This window comes from Litoreibacter ascidiaceicola, from assembly GCF_900129235.1.
GTDB classification, from domain to species: Bacteria; Pseudomonadota; Alphaproteobacteria; order Rhodobacterales; family Rhodobacteraceae; genus Litoreibacter; species Litoreibacter ascidiaceicola.
In genome coordinates this window covers 67,701-84,506 of the sequence record NZ_FQUV01000003.1, presented here as the reverse complement: position 1 = coordinate 84,506, position 16,806 = coordinate 67,701, and the positions used below count along the sequence as shown (strand labels likewise).

Annotated in this window: 18 protein-coding genes; 4 read left to right on the top strand and 14 right to left on the bottom strand. The window is 54.4% G+C overall.

Going from position 1 to position 16,806, the window contains the following annotated elements; all coding sequences use genetic code 11:
- Positions 1–16: 16 nt before the first annotated feature.
- The 3 genes from BUB72_RS06445 (at position 17) to BUB72_RS06435 (ending at position 3,680) form a co-directional block, all read left to right on the top strand.
- The gene (locus tag BUB72_RS06445; RefSeq protein WP_073141925.1) at positions 17–1,753 is read left to right on the top strand and encodes a SulP family inorganic anion transporter; all 1,737 of its coding nucleotides are present in this window, start codon (positions 17–19) and stop codon (positions 1,751–1,753) included.
- Between the two features lie 164 nt (positions 1,754–1,917).
- Complete coding sequence (locus BUB72_RS06440) at positions 1,918–2,733, top strand: MBL fold metallo-hydrolase (RefSeq protein ID WP_342742149.1); 816 nt, start codon at positions 1,918–1,920, stop codon at positions 2,731–2,733.
- Positions 2,733–3,680: an MBL fold metallo-hydrolase gene (locus tag BUB72_RS06435; RefSeq protein ID WP_073141923.1), complete on the top strand. Its 948-nt coding sequence runs from the start codon at positions 2,733–2,735 to the stop codon at positions 3,678–3,680. Before BUB72_RS06440 ends, BUB72_RS06435 begins: the two co-directional genes overlap by 1 nt.
- A gap of 6 nt (positions 3,681–3,686) precedes the next feature.
- Here the strand turns inward: BUB72_RS06435 and BUB72_RS06430 are convergent, their stop codons facing one another.
- From BUB72_RS06430 to BUB72_RS06365, 14 genes are all read right to left on the bottom strand, one after another.
- Positions 3,687–4,754 carry a YeeE/YedE family protein gene (locus BUB72_RS06430; RefSeq protein ID WP_073141921.1) on the bottom strand — a complete coding sequence of 356 codons (1,068 nt, stop codon included), beginning with the start codon at positions 4,752–4,754 and terminating at the stop codon, positions 3,687–3,689.
- Between the two features lie 52 nt (positions 4,755–4,806).
- The gene (hemA, locus tag BUB72_RS06425; protein ID WP_073141918.1) at positions 4,807–6,030 is read right to left on the bottom strand and encodes a 5-aminolevulinate synthase; all 1,224 of its coding nucleotides are present in this window, start codon (positions 6,028–6,030) and stop codon (positions 4,807–4,809) included.
- A 2-nt stretch (positions 6,031–6,032) separates the two neighbouring features.
- A complete protein-coding gene (locus BUB72_RS06420; protein ID WP_073141916.1) occupies positions 6,033–6,464 on the bottom strand; it encodes a DUF302 domain-containing protein in 432 nt (143 codons plus the stop codon).
- 82 nt (positions 6,465–6,546) lie between these two features.
- Positions 6,547–7,815 carry an NAD(P)/FAD-dependent oxidoreductase gene (locus BUB72_RS06415; RefSeq protein WP_073141914.1) on the bottom strand — a complete coding sequence of 423 codons (1,269 nt, stop codon included), beginning with the start codon at positions 7,813–7,815 and terminating at the stop codon, positions 6,547–6,549.
- A gap of 27 nt (positions 7,816–7,842) precedes the next feature.
- Positions 7,843–8,547, bottom strand: coding sequence for a c-type cytochrome (locus BUB72_RS06410; RefSeq protein ID WP_073141912.1), 705 nt, complete (start codon positions 8,545–8,547; stop codon positions 7,843–7,845).
- Between the two features lie 2 nt (positions 8,548–8,549).
- Entirely contained in the window at positions 8,550–9,599 is a 1,050-nt protein-coding gene (locus tag BUB72_RS06405) for a c-type cytochrome (RefSeq protein WP_073141909.1), read from the bottom strand.
- A complete protein-coding gene (gene soxC / locus BUB72_RS06400; protein WP_073141907.1) occupies positions 9,583–10,845 on the bottom strand; it encodes a sulfite dehydrogenase in 1,263 nt (420 codons plus the stop codon). Before soxC ends, BUB72_RS06405 begins: the two co-directional genes overlap by 17 nt.
- Positions 10,846–10,870: 25 nt before the next feature.
- A complete protein-coding gene (soxB, locus tag BUB72_RS06395; protein ID WP_073141904.1) occupies positions 10,871–12,568 on the bottom strand; it encodes a thiosulfohydrolase SoxB in 1,698 nt (565 codons plus the stop codon).
- 99 nt (positions 12,569–12,667) lie between these two features.
- Positions 12,668–13,474 carry a sulfur oxidation c-type cytochrome SoxA gene (gene soxA / locus BUB72_RS06390; protein WP_425435157.1) on the bottom strand — a complete coding sequence of 269 codons (807 nt, stop codon included), beginning with the start codon at positions 13,472–13,474 and terminating at the stop codon, positions 12,668–12,670.
- Positions 13,475–13,549: 75 nt separating this feature from the next.
- Positions 13,550–13,879, bottom strand: a complete 330-nt coding sequence (soxZ, locus tag BUB72_RS06385; protein ID WP_073141900.1) for a thiosulfate oxidation carrier complex protein SoxZ — start codon at positions 13,877–13,879, stop codon at positions 13,550–13,552.
- Between the two features lie 23 nt (positions 13,880–13,902).
- Positions 13,903–14,322, bottom strand: a complete 420-nt coding sequence (soxY, locus tag BUB72_RS06380) for a thiosulfate oxidation carrier protein SoxY (protein ID WP_073141898.1) — start codon at positions 14,320–14,322, stop codon at positions 13,903–13,905.
- Between the two features lie 40 nt (positions 14,323–14,362).
- Positions 14,363–14,836: a sulfur oxidation c-type cytochrome SoxX gene (gene soxX, locus BUB72_RS06375; protein ID WP_073141896.1), complete on the bottom strand. Its 474-nt coding sequence runs from the start codon at positions 14,834–14,836 to the stop codon at positions 14,363–14,365.
- A gap of 107 nt (positions 14,837–14,943) precedes the next feature.
- A complete protein-coding gene (locus BUB72_RS06370) occupies positions 14,944–15,522 on the bottom strand; it encodes a thioredoxin family protein (protein WP_073141894.1) in 579 nt (192 codons plus the stop codon).
- A gap of 15 nt (positions 15,523–15,537) precedes the next feature.
- Positions 15,538–16,275, bottom strand: a complete 738-nt coding sequence (locus tag BUB72_RS06365; protein WP_073141891.1) for a cytochrome c biogenesis CcdA family protein — start codon at positions 16,273–16,275, stop codon at positions 15,538–15,540.
- Positions 16,276–16,352: 77 nt separating this feature from the next.
- On the opposite strand from BUB72_RS06365, the gene BUB72_RS06360 reads away from it, so the two are divergent.
- Positions 16,353–16,724: a thioredoxin domain-containing protein gene (locus tag BUB72_RS06360; protein WP_073141889.1), complete on the top strand. Its 372-nt coding sequence runs from the start codon at positions 16,353–16,355 to the stop codon at positions 16,722–16,724.
- Positions 16,725–16,806: the final 82 nt, after the last annotated feature.

Genomic DNA, 16,806 nt, shown 5'->3' with positions numbered 1-16,806 from the left:
ACCCGACTGGCAGCCAATGCAAAATCGATTTAGCCAATATGTTCCTGCCCTAACTTGGGCGCGCGAATATGACCGCACGATCCTTTCAAACGATCTGCTTGCGGCGTTGATCGTCACAATAATGCTGATCCCTCAGTCCTTGGCCTACGCCTTGCTAGCAGGGTTACCACCCGAGGCAGGGCTTTACGCCTCCATCGCGCCTATCATTCTATACGCGATCTTTGGGACAAGCCGCGCCTTGGCGGTGGGACCGGTGGCCGTCGTTTCACTCATGACCGCAGCCGCGCTCGGGAATATCGTTGAGCAGGGAACGGCGGGCTACGCCGCTGCCGCTCTGTTACTTGCGGGCCTGTCAGGGCTTATCTTGCTTGGCATGGGGCTGTTCCGCCTAGGGTTCATCGCAAACTTCCTGTCACACCCGGTCATCGCCGGGTTCATTACCGCATCCGGCATCATAATCGCCGCCAGCCAATTGAAACACATTCTTGGTATTAACGCCGAAGGTCACAACCTACTTGATTTGGTTATGTCCTTGTTTAAGCACCTGCCGGATACAAACTGGATCACATTGCTCATCGGTGTATTGGCCACAGGTTTCTTGTTCTGGGTTCGAAAAGGTCTCAAGCCGACGCTAAGACGCGCTGGAGTAAGTCCGGCCCTCGCTGATGCCGCGACCAAAGCTGGCCCGGTGCTGGTTGTGGTTTTAACGACCTTAGCAGTTTGGGTCTTCGGTCTTGATAAGCAGGGTGTGAAAATCGTGGGTGAAGTGCCGCAAAGTCTTCCACCACTCACTTTCCCTGCGTTCTCACCCGAGCTTATCCGGCAATTGTTGTTGCCCGCATTTCTGATCTCCATCATCGGATTTGTTGAATCCATTTCCGTAGCTCAGACGCTTGCCGCGAAAAAGCGCCAACGCATTGATCCCGACCAGGAATTGATCGGTCTTGGTGCCGCGAACGTGGCCGCTTCACTTACTGGTGGCTTTCCGGTAACTGGCGGCTTTTCACGATCCGTCGTGAACTTCGATGCAGGTGCTGAAACCCCTGCGGCCGGGGCCTTCACAGCTGTCGGTCTAGCGATTGCGGCAGTCGCGCTGACCCCGCTTATCTTCTTTCTTCCCAAAGCAACGCTCGCAGCAACAATCATTGTCGCCGTGTTAAGCTTGGTTGATTTCAGCATCCTCAAGCGAAGCTGGGCCTATTCAAAGGCTGATTTCGCCGCAGTACTTATCACTATCTTGCTCACTTTAACTCTTGGTGTTGAAGCAGGCGTATCTGCAGGCGTCGGCCTGTCCATACTGCTTCACCTTTACAAGTCTTCGCGCCCCCATATAGCCGAGGTCGGTCTTGTCCGCGGAACCGAGCACTTCCGCAATGTGTTAAGGCACAGTGTCAAAACCCATCCCAAAGTGGTTACGTTACGCGTTGACGAAAGCCTGTACTTTGCAAACGCACGCTTTCTAGAAGACAGCATTCAAAACCGGGTCGCGGGTGATCCGGACATTCGGCATGTGATCCTGCAATGTTCGGCGATCAATGAAATCGACTTCAGCGCGCTGGAGTCCTTGGAGGCGATCAACAAACGTCTCGATGAAATGGACGTAAAGCTGCACCTCTCCGAAGTGAAGGGTCCAGTTATGGACCGGCTTGAGAAATCCCACTTCCTCGACGAATTGACCGGGCAAGTTTTCCTCACCCAGTTCGAAGCTGCGCGCGTAGCGGAAGAATGCTGTGGAACCCTTCGTAGCGGTTAAGCCTTGCAATACTCCCTCTAGCGCGCTCATATTCAGCAAACGGAATGGATGTGGAGCGCCCGATGGATATTAACCGCAGACTACTTATTGCCGGACTCGGAGGAGTTGTCGCATGCGGACTTCCTCGCACTTCCTTGGCATCCACGTCAGCCAGAATCGGAGACATGGAAATTCTAAGCGTTAGTGATGGCAATCTGGTTTTGCCCGGCGCAATGTACTTTGACGGGCTTCCAAAGGAGGAAGTCGATAGCATCATCACCCCCCTGAACATCTCAAAGAACCAAGTCGAGCCACCTTGCAACGTCACCCTCCTACGCTACGACGACCGTGTGGTTTTATTCGATGCAGGCTCTGGTGACGGGTTCATGCCGTCTGCGGGTGCCTTGATTGATAGCCTCGATGCGATCGGTGTCACGCCGGATGATATAACGAATCTGGTATTCACACATGGCCACCCCGATCACCTTTGGGGCGTTCTTGACGATTTTGATGACCCTGTGTTCACAGAAGCCGAACACATGATGGGGCAAACTGAATGGGATTACTGGACCGACCCCGAGACCGTTAACACCATCGGAGAGGCCCGCGCGTCCTTCGCGGTGGGAGCTGCGCGCAGGCTTGAAGCGATCGAAGACCGCATGACATTTTTCGGCGACGGTGAAGAGGTTTTGCCCGGCATCATGGCGCATGCCAGTTTTGGCCACACACCCGGCCATATGTCGTTCGAAGTCCGCTCGGGGAGCGAAGCGCTCCTTATCGGTGGGGACGCTATTGGCAACCATCACATCGCATTCGCCCGGCCAGACTGGCCAAGCGGATCCGATCAGGATCCGGACTTGGGCGCTGTTACCCGAGCACGCCTGCTCGACAAGCTGTCTCATGACAAGATCACCTTACTCGGCTTCCATCTTCCGAATGGTGGTATCGGGCAAGTCGAACGTCAGGACACCGGATATCGCTTCATAACCGAGGACATGTAATGAGGAATTCACTTTTACTCGCCGTTTTTGCGTGCTCAGGCGCGGCGCATGCAAGCGAAGACATCGCGGACAAATATCCAAACTCCCTTCTCTACGATATGCCCGTCGAAGTGATTCCCGGCGTTTTTTCTGCCATCGGAGCCACCGCTCCGCCGACTTACGAAAACTCCGGCCATAACAACAACCTGAGCTTTATCATTACGGGCGATGGCGTGGTTGTGGTGAACGGTGGGGCTGCTTATTCGCTAGCCAAGGCGCTCCATGACGAAATCCGCGCGATAACCGACCAACCCGTCAAACTGGTGTTCAACGAGAATGGACAGGGACATGCCGTGCTCGGTAACAATTATTGGACCGAACAAGGTGTTCCCGTGGTCGCCCACCAAGAAGCTGCCGATGTGGTCGAGGAATATGGCGGGTCCATTCTAGATGGTATGAAGCGGTATAATCGCGACAAGGCTGAAGGCACAAAAGTGCAAGGCCCCACAGTAACCTTTGAAGACGAATATATTGTCGACATGGGCAATTTCCACATCGAAGCCCGTTATCTTGGCCCTGCTCACAGTCCGGGCGATATCGTGATTTGGCTGCCGGAGCAAAGCTTGGTCATCGCCGGTGACATGGCCTTCCACGAACGGATGCTGCCCATTTTCGAGGACACATATACCGCTGACTGGTTGGAGACGTGGGACACCGAATTCGAACCCCTTGGCGCGACCTACGTCATACCGGGTCATGGCCACCCCACCAACATGGATCAAGTGCGCCGCTATACCAAAGGCTATCTGGAATATTTGCGTGGTGAAGTCGGTGAATTGATCGAGAACGGCGGGGGTCTTGCGGAGGCGTATTATGTCGACCAGTCACCCTATACCAATCTCGATACGTTCGAAGAGCTTGCAACCAAGAATGCCGGTCGCGTTTTCGAGCAAATGGAGTTCGAATAAAAAGCCTTAGGCTGCAACAGCAGCACGGCGCGATATGCGGCCCATCAAAAGGTGGGTCGCCATTGCGCCGACCCACATGAAGAACACAGCTACCCACGCGGTAATCGCGAAGACCGCGCCTCCCGACATACCAGCACCAACGGCGCAACCACCTGCGAGCATGCTTCCGAACCCCATCAAGGTCGCTCCAGCCAGATAACGCTCCATCGGCGTGTCCGGCCCGAACCGTTCAATGTGGGCCTCGCGGGTTAGTATGGCCATAGTCATCGCCCCAACGAAAACCCCCGGCACCAAGCCTACTCCAAAACCAAGCGGCAGTTCCGTGCTATTGACCAACCCCATCAGTGTATCGGTCGACGGGCCCGTGAAGGTGACGGAAGAAATGGCGACAACTTCGAAAGAGGCTTGAGATATCGCGTAAGTGAACAACCACCCCAACCCAACAGCGCCACCAACGATTGCAGCGGCAAAGGCATGGCTGCTCCGCACGTCAGAGCGCCGGGCCAACCAGAACGCGAAGGCTAAGGCAACCGCGGCAATGATCGCGGCGATAGTCGACGACAGGCCCAGCTGGCTCAGTAGATTTCGCGCCTCGCCACCGGGCACAAGCCAAAGTCCTGCAAGAGCCTCTCGTGCGGGTGAAAGAGCACCTCTCAAAGACGCCTGCGCAACAAGAGTTAGGACAAGCCCAGTGATAATTGCGCGCAAATTTCCCGTTGCGGACAAGACTAGCAACCGGCTTGCACACCCGCGCGCAAGGATCATGCCACAGCCAAACATCAGACCACCAATAATCGCGCCAGACATACTGCCAGTCGCCGCAAGTTGTCGCGATTGAGATACATCGAGAATACCCGCAGCGATGCTCAGCTGCACAAACAAGACACCTGCACTGAAGGCGATGAGCCAGATCGAAATGCGGGGCCCGAAACCGCCCTCCGACAACTCAACACTGGCAGCCCTGAGACAAAATCGGGAATGCTGCGCGGAAGCCCCGAAGATGATGCCAACCAATGCTCCGGCCAGCATCAAAACGCCTCCGTCACCAAATTGGTCGATCAAACTTTCAAGCATTCGCCTTACCTTTGCTTTCGCAGGGCTAGAAAGACTGGACGCGCGATATCAGTTACTGCGCCGCCATCGGCATGCGGGCAAGCTCACACTGAGACCACAGGTTTCCCAAAGCACCAATTAAGCGGTCAACATCCTCTTGGCTGTGCACTGGCGAGGGTGTGATCCGCAGTCGCTCGGTTCCTTTCGGAACAGTTGGATAGTTGATCGGCTGAATGTAAATTCCATGATCCTGCAGCAGCAGGTCAGAGATGTATTTGCACTTCACCGGGTCACCAACCATCACTGGAATAATATGGCTCGGATTTTCCGTATGCGGAATCCCAAGCGCGTCTAGACGTGCGCGAACCTCGGTTACACGGCTTTGATGATCTTCTCTCTCAGCAGTTGAGGACTTCAAGTGCCGAATCGAGGCCGCCGCACCTGCTGCAACGGCCGGAGGGAGCGCGGTCGTGAAAATGAAGCCGCTGGCAAAGCTTCGAACGAAATCACTCAGATCCGCAGACGCCGCGATGTAACCACCGACAACGCCAAATGCTTTGCCAAGTGTACCTTCGATAACGGTGATCCGGTCCATGAGGCCTTCACGCTCAGCAATCCCACCACCACGCGGGCCATAAAGGCCAACTGCGTGAACCTCGTCGAGATAGGTCATAGCGTTGTATTTGTCCGCGAGATCGCAAATCTCTTTGATCGGAGCAATGTCTCCGTCCATCGAGTAGACGCTTTCGAACGCAATCAGTTTGGGCTGGTTCAACGGAAGGGAGGCCAGTTTGGACTCCAGATCGTTCAAATCATTATGCTTCCAGATCATCCGCTCTGCCTTCGAGTGGCGGATGCCTTCGATCATCGACGCGTGATTCAACGCATCCGACAGCACAACACAGCCCGGAATTTTACCCGCAAGGGTGCCAAGCGCGGCCCAGTTGGACACATAGCCCGATGTAAACAGCAACGCATCTTCTTTGCCGTGAAGATCGGCCAATTCCGCCTCCAGCTGAACGTGGTCATGGGTTGTTCCGGATATATTTCGCGTCCCACCCGCGCCCGCGCCACAACGGTCCAAGGCATCATGCATCGCCTCAAGAACAGCCGGATGCTGCCCCATGCCAAGGTAATCGTTCGAACACCAGATCGTAACAGGTGCGGTATCGCCACCGTCATGCGCTTGGGCATGCGGAAAATCGCCGCATTTGCGTTCCAGCTCTGCAAACACACGATAGTTCCCGTCGTCGCGCAATTGATCGAGGCTCGCGGCAAAGAAGTCTTGATAGTTCATTGTTACTGCAAAGCCTCTTTCACAATTTCATCCAAAAGCGCCTGCACTTCCTGCATCGGTCCTTCTGGGAATGTCTTGTAGCCAATCATGACCTCGCCTTGTTGATCTGCAACAAAGATACCGTACGGGCAGAACGCGATGTTCATCGGATCGGCTTCCATAACCTTGCGAGACAATTGAGCAGAGCAGAACTGGAATATGTCAGCGCCATCAAAGAGCTTCACGTCACTGCCGACATCTTCAGCCGTGCGGTTGAGCATGTCGCCAGTATGGCTCACCCAATCAACCACTAGGCCGCGCCCGACGATTGCGCTTTCGACAGCGAATGTCGCATCCCCGAAGTCACCCTCGAACGGATAGGTCACAGCGTGGCCATCAGCCAATGCTGGTGCCGAGAAGAGGGCAAACGCCCCAGCTATCACTAGTTTCTTCATGAGAGTTCCTCCTGTCGCGTGATTCATCGAACCACAAACTTGCGGCGCGGGCCTTGACTTAGATCATACCCGCGCTCTTGATTTAGCCGAACATGTCGGCAGTGATACCTGCGTACCACCCCTCAGATTCTTCGTATGTCGCTTTGCGGGTCGCGCTATCTTCACCCGTCGCGGAAATGAAGCCATCCACCTTGGCGATTTTTTCGTCGGTCGCCTCGTAAGTAGCGCCGACCTTCACACCATCGTCAGTGTCGATCAGCGACCAGCACGTATTGGAGAACTTGGCTGGGAAGACTTTCGAGCCTGTAAGCGCCCCGCGCACTGCATTGGCACAGACCTTGGCTTGGGAATTCGCGGAGAAGCCGGATTTTGGCATGTCGCCCTGCTGGCTTGCATCCCCAAGGACATAGACATCAGCATCCGCTTTTGTGCTCATATCCGCCGCGTTCACTGGTGCCCAATTACCATCGGTGACACCCGCAAGCTCCGCAATGCGGCCAGCCTTCATCGCCGGAATTACGTTGCAAGCGTCTACTTTGGTTTCTTCACCATCAATGGTGACCGTCATCGCATTTGGATCAACGGAAACATTTCCGCCTCCGAAATCAGAGCCGATCCAATCAACCATTCCTGCATAGTGGTTTGCCCACCCTTCTTGGAACAAGGCTTGTTTAGAGAACTTGTCTTTTGGATCAGCCACAATGATTTTTGCAGTTGGATTGTTGGCCTTCAACACATGCGCGACCATCGAAATCCGCTCGTAGGGCCCAGGAGGGCATCGATAAGGGTTCGGAGGGGCAACCATCGCAAATGTGCCACCCTCGGGCATCGCCATGACTTGGGCTTTGAGAAGTTCTGTTTGAGAGCCGCCCTTATATGCATGCGGCATCGCGTTTTGCGCGGCAACGCTCCAGCCTTCAACAGCGCCGTCGACAAAGTCGATCCCAGGGCTCAAGACCATTTTGTCGTAAGGTAGTTTTGAACCACCTGCGAGAGTGACCGTTTTGCTGTCCCGATCAACGTCCACAGCCCAATCGTGCACGACGTTAATGCCATATTTGGCGGCCAGCGTTCCGTAGGTGTGTCCCAAATCATCAATGTCCTTGAAGCCACCGAGATACAGATTTGAAAAGAAGCAGGTGAAGTAGGTGCGCGTGGGCTCAACCAGGGTCACGTCGATCTCGCCTTTGCTGTCTTTGGCAAGATATTTGGCTACGGTCGCGCCGCCTGCGCCACCGCCGATTACAACCACGCGAGGTTTGCCGTGACCATCAGCAAGCACCGCAGGTGAACTCAGTGATGCCATCGCAGCAGCACTGGTCCCCATAAAAATACGTCTGTTTAGTTTCATGTTTTTTCCTCCCAGAAAATGGCCCCGTTAATCGAGGTCCTTAAAATACGCAGCAAGCGCCGCGATTTCTTCGTCGTTCAAACGGCCCGCCATCATTTGCATCACGGGATGCGGGCGAAGCTTGCGCTTGTAAGCGTGCATTGCGACCACAAAATCCTCTTCAGGCCATTGAGTGATCGACGGAATGCCCTCCGCACTTCCATCGGCCTGATGGCATGTCAAACATTCGTTAGACAGATACTCACCATATTCAGGGTCGCCCTGAAGCGCTAGAATTTCAGGGTCCAGATCGTGATCTGTTGCGCGCGCTGTCGGCTCTGCTTCGGGCAGGTTTGACGGGTTGTCAGAGAAATCCCGGAGGTAGGCCATCAGATTTGCTCGGTCATCGGGGTTCTTTATCCCGCGAAAGCTCATCCGTGTTTTGGACACAAGCGCGCGGGGATTCTCGATATAGGCGTCTAGCGTCTCTGCGGTCCAAGTAAGGCCGTCTACACCTGCACGCTGCATAGACTTCGAATACGCAAACCCCTCATGGGCACCTGCGCGGCGACCGAAGATGCCATTGAGATGTGGTCCAATGCGATCCTCAGCACTGGCACCAATCTGGTGACATCCCTTGCATTGGGAGAAAAGCGCTTCACCCGCATCAGCATCACCGATTTCTTCCGCCAAACTTGCCCCAGCAACGAAGCTTGCTGCTAGGGCTGACTTCAAAAACGGTGCGCTGCGCATAATCAGTTTCCTAAACTGGCAAGATACGCCGTAATCGCCGCTAGGTCTTTTTCTTTTCTAAGTCCCGCAAAGCTCATCTTCGTACCTTTGATGTAAGACTTTGGTTTCGCGAGAAATTCCGCCAGCGTCTCGTCGGTCCAGACAAGCCCCTCGTCAGCCTTGGCAACCAATGCTTTGGAATACTTGAACCCCTCCACAGAACCCGCGGCTTTACCAACGATCCCGTTCAAAATCGGACCTGTTTTATTCTTGGCACCTTCACCCACCTGATGACAGGCCTTGCATTTTTTGAAGACTTTCTCACCTGCGGCTACCAATTCAGGATCAATCGCTACCACTTCTTCCGCTGCGATTTCTTCACCCTTGGCTTCTTCTACCACCTCGGTTTCTTCGACGGCTTCCGGCTCAGCACTGGTTGCGTCGTCACCACCTTCATCAGGAGTGACGTCCAGTACCATGGCGCGCATGGTTACTTTCACGTCTTCTTTGCAATTCTCCATGCAAGGCTCGCCGATCCACTTGGAATGCTCCGTTTCAATACGGTCATCCACAATGAAGCCGTCATGGTTTGGCAAAACGACATCTTCGAATGTCTCGTTTGACAGAACAAATTCATCATCAACCAAATCGTTGGAGTACAAGATGTAAGCCACGATCGCGTAAACTTCATCCGGCTCAAGCGTTTGCGCATTCCCGAAAGGCATGGAGCGGTTCACATAGTCCCACGTGGTGGACAGGTACGGCCAATAGCTGCCGACAGTTTTCAATGGATCATCGTCAGCCAGTGTGCCGGCACCACCTGCGAGCTTGGGCCAGTTTCCGACACCTTCGGCGAAGTCCCCGTGACACACAGCACATTGGTCCGCGAACACCTCTTCACCGGTGAGCACATCACCGGAACCAACAGGCAAGCCGGTACCGTCAGGACGAACATCCTTGTCCCACGCCGCGATTTCCTCCGGCAGGGCAGCGCGTCCAAGACCAAAAGTCTCCGCTGCAATCGGGCTTGAAATGAGCGCAAGCGCCGTTGCTACCTTAAGAAACTTCGACATTTTCCGCCTCCCCGCTGGAGCGCACCAACCAAGTCTGGATGCAATTGTTGTGATAGATCGAGTTCAAGCCACGCACTTCGCGCAACTGACTCTTGGTGGGTTGAACATAGCCCGTATCATCCATCGCGCGCGACTGGAGCATCATCTCCTCGCCGTCCCAATCCGTGTCGAGATAAAAGCGCGTCAGCGCCATTTTCTCTCCGGGTTTTGCGAGTCGGGCCGTTTCCCACGTCTTGCCGCCGTCTTTCGACACATCAACGCGGGTGATTGCACCGCGGCCCGACCAAGCCAGACCCGTGATCACAAGTGGACCTTTGCCGTGCATGATCGGAGACTGAGGGCTGGGGGACGTGACAACGGACTTCGCGTCCATTTCCCATGTCCACTTGCGTGACGTGCCGTCTTCCAGCGTATCCGTGTATTTCGATGTCTCCTCGCGGCTTTCAACCGGCGCGTCAGAAACTTCGATACGGCGGATCCATTTGACCCACATGTTACCTTCCCAACCGGGAACGACCAAGCGCACAGGGTAGCCATGTTCCTTACGCAATGCCTCGCCATTGGCCTTGAACGCGACCAATACATCGTCGAGCGCTTTTTCCATCGGAATGGAGCGCCCATTCGACGACGCATCCGCGCCCTCGACGTAAACCCATTTTCCAGCCGTGTCGTAACCGGCCTCTTCCAACAACGTGCGCAGCGGCACCCCAGTGTATTCCATGTTGTGGATCATACCGTGGGTGAACTGCGCACCGTTCAGCTGGGCCCCTGCCCATTCCATACCCGTATTCGCAGCACATTCGCAGAAATAGACGTGGTTCTCGCGTGGGAACCTTTCCAAATCGGCATATGTAAAGATCAAAGGACGGTCCACCATGCCGTTGATCATCAAGCGGTAGTCTTCCTTCTTAAGTTCGATTGCGCCCGAATGGTGACGCTCGAACGCACAACCTTGCGGCGTGATCGTGCCGTCCAACGCATGGATCGGCGTGAAGTTGATCGAGCTAATCGTATCAGCGGTGAGCCATTCGACATTCCGGCGGACCACGTCACTCTCGAATTGGATCGGCAACCCATATGGCGTTTCATCAACCCCGTCGCCAAGGCCGGAAGCCCATGGCTGAACCTCGGTGATTAACGGGTCGGGTGTGGCAGCGCTTGCTTTTCCAGCTGCGAGGCTGACCCCGGTCAGGGCCGCTCCCTTAAGGAAGGCGCGGCGGGAATTACCGGTCGTTTTTTGTGTCATCTTTTTGCCTTTCTGGTTGGGTCGCTTACGCGCCAACCACCTGAACGCTGTTGTTCGGATCAACTGTAACGGTGCCTTGTTTGCGAATGTGGTTTTCCACAACGTCCCAAATCTGAGGACCCTCGGTGCCCTCATTCACAGAAGCCCAGCCGGCGACCTGATAGGTCTTCGCCGGGTCAATCATTTCGCCGGTTTTCAGCAACGTCATTTCCGTAATGCGTTCGCCTTGCGGCTTTGTCACATCAATGCGGTAACCAAGCCCGCCAGTGCGGACCATGTCGCCGCCTTGCTGATAATATGGATCGGGGTTGAAGAGGTTGTCGGCCACATCTTCCATGATCACATGCAAGAACTCGCCCGTCATTTCAGAGCGGTAAGCCGCGCCATAGGTCATCGACGTGACGTTCCAGATATCCTCACGTGTGATGTCTTGACCCGGCAGAAGCGATGGCCCCCAGCGCACACCCGGGCTCAGGGCGATGTCTGCTTCGCGCTCCGAGATCAATGCATCGCAGATAACATCATCCCACGTTCCGTTGAAATTGCCACGACGGTACAACAACGACGCAGTTTGGCCGATAACCTCGGACAGTTCCTCCTCGTAAGGCGCACGTTGCTCGTCGATAACTGCCGCAACATCAGCGTCCGGCGTGATAACATCCGAGAAGATCGGGATAAGCTTGTGACGGAAGCCCATCATGCGACCATCACGAATGTCCAGATCGACGCGAGACACGAATTTTCCGTTCGATCCCGATGCTACGATGATTGTCTCCCCAACCAACACAGGCTCAGGTAGGGCGTCATGCGTGTGGCCTGACAAGATCACGTCGATGCCGGTCACAATGCCAGCCATCTTCTTGTCCACATCAAAACCGTTATGGCTTAGACAGACGACCAACTCGGCACCCGCCGCGCGGACTTCGTCGACCATAGATTGCATGTTCTCATCACGGATACCGAATGCATATTCGGGGAACATCCAACCGGGGTTCGCGATCGGCATGTAAGGGAAGGCTTGTCCGATGACAGCGATTTTCACACCGCCACGCTCAAAGAACTTATAAGGCGGGAACAGCTCCGCAGGTTCGTCCCACTCAGCGTCAAAGATGTTTTGACCAAGGGCCGCGAAGGGAAGACCTTCAACGATTTCGTTTACCCGGTCTGAGCCGAGCGTGAACTCCCAGTGGAAGGTCATCGCGTCGGGTTTCAACGCGTTCATCACGTTGACCATGTCTTGGCCTTCCGTGTGATAACAGGTGTAGGAGCCGTGCCACGTGTCACCACCGTCCAGTAACAAAGCGTCCGGGCGATCAGATCGGATCTGATTGATAACAGTTGCGACACGGTCCAAGCCACCAACGCGGCCATACCCAGCAGCTAACGCCGAGAAATCTCCAGAGCTCAGCGCATAATGTGACGGGCTGCCATCTTCGACCCCGTACAATTTTCGGAAATCGGCACCCGTGACATGTGGAACCTTTCCGCGATTGTCACCCACACCAATGTTGATGGAAGGCTCGCGGAAATAGAGCGGCTTCAGCTGCGCATGAATGTCTGTCACGTGGATCAACGACACGTTGCCAAACGTATCGAACTGCAACAACTGGTCTTGTGTCAGCGATTGCTGCGCGGCCAAACGCCCCCAATTACCATAGCTGGACGCTCCGAGAATGGCACTTGCTGCCATGCTTGTTTGAAGAAAATCACGCCGTGAAATCATTTGGGGTTGTCCCTATGCCTAGCATACATGCTGATTTTTGAATGTTTTGACGAGAAGAATGCCCCGTACTGATCAATCAGTACGGGGCAGACTAGATACTTAGTTGCGAACGGACGGCCCTTCGACCGACAAGCCGTTCCCACGCGAAGCAACATACAATTCGAGTGCCACAAACTCTGGACTACCAGGGCTGTAGGTTTCAGCACGCGTATCGCGGATACAACCTTTGAACCGATCATGGATCGAGTTCAGTTTGGTGTTTTTCAAACGGTAAGTTGGGAAGCCGTTGATTTGTCCTTGGCTAAGGTGATCCGCACGGATCATCAAACCATAGCTGTCCTCGTGGCAGTTGGCACAAGACAGTTCGAGCTGCCCGGTACGTGTGTAGTACAACTCTTTGCCTTGCTCCCAAGCCGCTTGGGCCGGACCGTCGATTGCCACGTTTACAGGGTTGCCGCGCGAAACAGAGGCAAGCAATGCGGTCATGTTGACCATCTCGCCACCATTGTACTTCCACTTCTCGGCACCCATGCGGTTTTCACGGCAATCGTTGACCTGCATCTCAAGCGTGAAGACCTCTTCCGCCGCGTCGTTCCACTTCGGGAATGTTGGGCGGACCTCGGACATATCCGAAGATGCACCATGACAGTCAGCGCAGGATTTACCCTCTGAGCCGTCAGCTGTGTTCCAGACGTCTTCGGCTTGTTCGACAAAGATCATGCCGGGGTTGTCGAAGTCATCAGTCTGCATGGCTCGCGTTTCAGTCCCGCGAAACAGCCAGCCCGACATCACTTCGTCAAGCGCATCCGACACATGTGCCGGAGCTTTAGTGCGTGTGACAAGTGTTGTTTCGCCATTGATGATCAACGTGTCATCCACAGGATCTGCCACAGCAACAGACGCCATAGTTCCTGCTATGATTAGGGCGCTCAGCGCTCCTTTTAGATTGGTCATATTCATCCCTCCCTGATGTTGCGACGCTCAGCCAATGGCAATTTTCTTGCTCTCTTCATAGACAGAGCCGTCGTCGTCATACCAAGTGAATTTAAACTCGCCAGCTTCCGGTACGGTCGCGGCGAATTCTAGATATGGGTTGGTCGAAATCGCAGGCTCAAGCGTCACGTCGATGACGTTCTCGCCGTTAAAATCACATGTGAAGCGATTGATGATCGACCGTGGGATCAGATTGCCATCGTCATCCTTGCGTTGACCGGATTCCATCTTGTGGCTGATCAGGGTCTTGATTGTGATAGCTTCGCCAGCAGCTGCCTTCTTAGGCACCTTGACGCGGGGTTTTACACCTTTTGCCATTTTAAAATTCTCCTTGAGATACCTTAGCCGCCGCAGCCGCCGATTGTGACTTTGACCGTGCTCGACGCTTTCGCAAACGAACCGTCGGGCATTTTAGCGATAGCAACTACGTCCTGAGTACCCGCGAGTCGAATGCGAGTAGACGCGGTTTGCGATGCAGCCAGCGTACCAAATTTAAAGGTCGCGACTGCTGGGGTTGGGTTGCCAGTGGCCAGAACCAAAATCTCGGCAGCGCCCGGCGCGGACACCTCGACCGGAACAGTATTCCCGTTCTCAGCGATTTCCGGTGCGGTCAGGGTGATACCTGAATCTGCCATTTCAGCACCACCTGTGAAGGCGGCGATAGCGTCATCCGCCAAAGAAGCGGATGCGCGTAGCGGCAGGCCCAGTGCCACGAAGGCACCTGCGCCCATGACCATGGCGTTTCGTCTTGTCAGTTTCATTGATTAAGCTCCTGAGCTTTATCCTTTTGAAAAGGATTGATCATTCTTTGAGAGTGGACAGGTAGGCCACCACGTCTTCGATTTGCTGAGCAGAAAGAAGCGGGCCGAATGTGTCGTCGGCCGCCTTACCTGTGTAGGCGTTACCTGGGCGGATAAAGCCCTCGGTCTTGTAGAACGAAGGCATCATCGAGTCTTCGAACATGATTTTTGCGTTCGCGACGATGCCGCGAAGCTCAGCTTCGGACCAACGATCGCCAGCACCATCAAGTGCAGGGCCGATTTCACCTTGGAAAGGTACGTCCGCAAGATCTGAAACCTGATGACAGGCCACGCAGTTACCTTGCCCTTTGTCCCCGACAATCTCGCTGCCGTTTGCCGGATCACCAGCAACGCCTGTCAGCGATTGCGAGACCGCGCCGTCTTCGAAGCTAACAGCAGTAGGTGCAATTTCAGCCGCGCCCAAAGCGGTGGCTGAGACAGCGGCTGCTATCGTTGTAAGTATGGAAATTCTCATGCGTCCTCCCGTAACACATTCAATTTTTTGTATACCATAGGACACGCCTTCGTGAACGAGCAAGGGTAAATTCGAATTTGTGAATACAACCTTTGCCAAAGGATGTCTTAGTCCGTAGATCCGTTCTGCCTTTCTTGAATTCGGCGCGCATGATAGCGCTGAAAATCCTCTTCAGAATCAAGGGAATACAGCTTTTCGTTGACCCAAGTAAACATATCCAGAGTCGTGCCTGCGCCGAAAGCTCCCGGCATCACCGCCACCGCTGCAGATTGGGCCGATTGGTCTTCGTCGACCTCCTCGGGCATGAACAGAATCGATGGGGTGAACAGAAGACCCCATTTTCGAGCCGCTGCTTTTTCCGTGAGGACCTCACCGTCAAAATCTGTAACTTCCGTGTCGCCATGCAGATTTAGCTGAACAACGAAGAAGTTCTCGCGGATATAGCTGGACACATCTTCTCGCGGATAGACTTCCTTGTGCATCTTGGTGCAATAGATGCAGCCCCTTTGCTCCATAAACAATGCCAACCGCTTTCCTTCAGCGTTGGCCTCGCCAAGGTCTTCGCGCAAATCTTTGAACGTATCGCGCATCCAATCGGTTTTATGCAGACCATCGTCACCAAGCTCTGCTGCAGCTGACGGTAGTGCGAAAAAGACCGCCGTCACGGCCATCCAAATACGTCTCATCTGCTTGTCTCCTCCTTAAATTCCCTGAAACACAGGGAAGGTATTTAACATCCATTCTGCGATACGGTTAACGCTGTCGGTGGCAATAAGCGCTGCGAACAGGATCATGAGTAGCCCCATCGCCTTTTCCACCTTCGGAAGGTGTTTGCGGAAGCGTGACGCGAACCGCAAGAATGGCCCGATAAAGAGAGAGGCGACCATAAATGGTGCCGTCATCGCAAAACCGAACACCAGTAATAGTAGCAACCCTTCAAATGCAGTCGACTCGGTGCTTGCGGTGAACACGACAGCAGTCAAAACACCACCAACGCACGGGGTCCAGCCAGCGGCGAATGCAAATCCGACGACATACGCACCAAGAACCGACATGTTTTTCGTGTCGCCTGCATCCATCTGGAAAACGCGGTTCAGAAAGCCAATCCGCAACACCCCGAGAAAATGCAGCCCCATGATTAGCACGACAGTAGCAGCGAACAGGCGAAACTCCGTCTGCATTCCTCTGAAGGTTTGACTCAACCCATATGCGGCTGCGCCCAAAAGGACAAACACAGTGATGATCCCTAAAGAAAACATCACAGATGCAAGGAATGCGCGCCGACGGACACCTGGGGCCATTTCACCCTCGGCGCTGATTTCCGACATCGACGCACCCGCCATGTAGCTCAAGTAGAATGGGACGATCGGCAAAACGCAAGGCGAGAAAAAGACAATCAGCCCCCCCGCCAAAGCTCCAAGAATAGTGACGTCAAACATGGTGGGAGTCCCAACAGTTGCATGCATTACACATTCAAGTTATTGTATGTTTTAGCAATTGGTCAACTGGAACCGCTATGACCGCTGTCCGTTTCTACTTTCTCAGCGCATTGCTCTCAGGAGTATTCGCCATCTCCGCAAACGCCGCTCAACTCGTCATGGTCGAGCAAGACGGATGCCATTGGTGCGCCCAGTGGAACAAAGAGATTGCTCCAGCTTACCCAAATACAACTGAAGGTCAGCGCGCTCCGTTGAGACGTGTCGATCTTCGTGATCTTCCAGATGATATCGTATTCACCTCGAAACCCGTTTTCACTCCAACCTTTGTGCTGGTCGAAGGTGGCAAGGAGCTGGCGCGACTAGAGGGTTATGCCGGCGATCAATTTTTCTGGTTCCTGCTTGGCAAAATGCTTGATGCACATCCAGATGCAACACAGGCAAATCAGTGACCCGTCTAGGTGACCGATATAGCGCAGCGCCCATTTTCTTGGGACCTGTGGATTGCCACATGCAGCTTTCAGCATGTAAAGG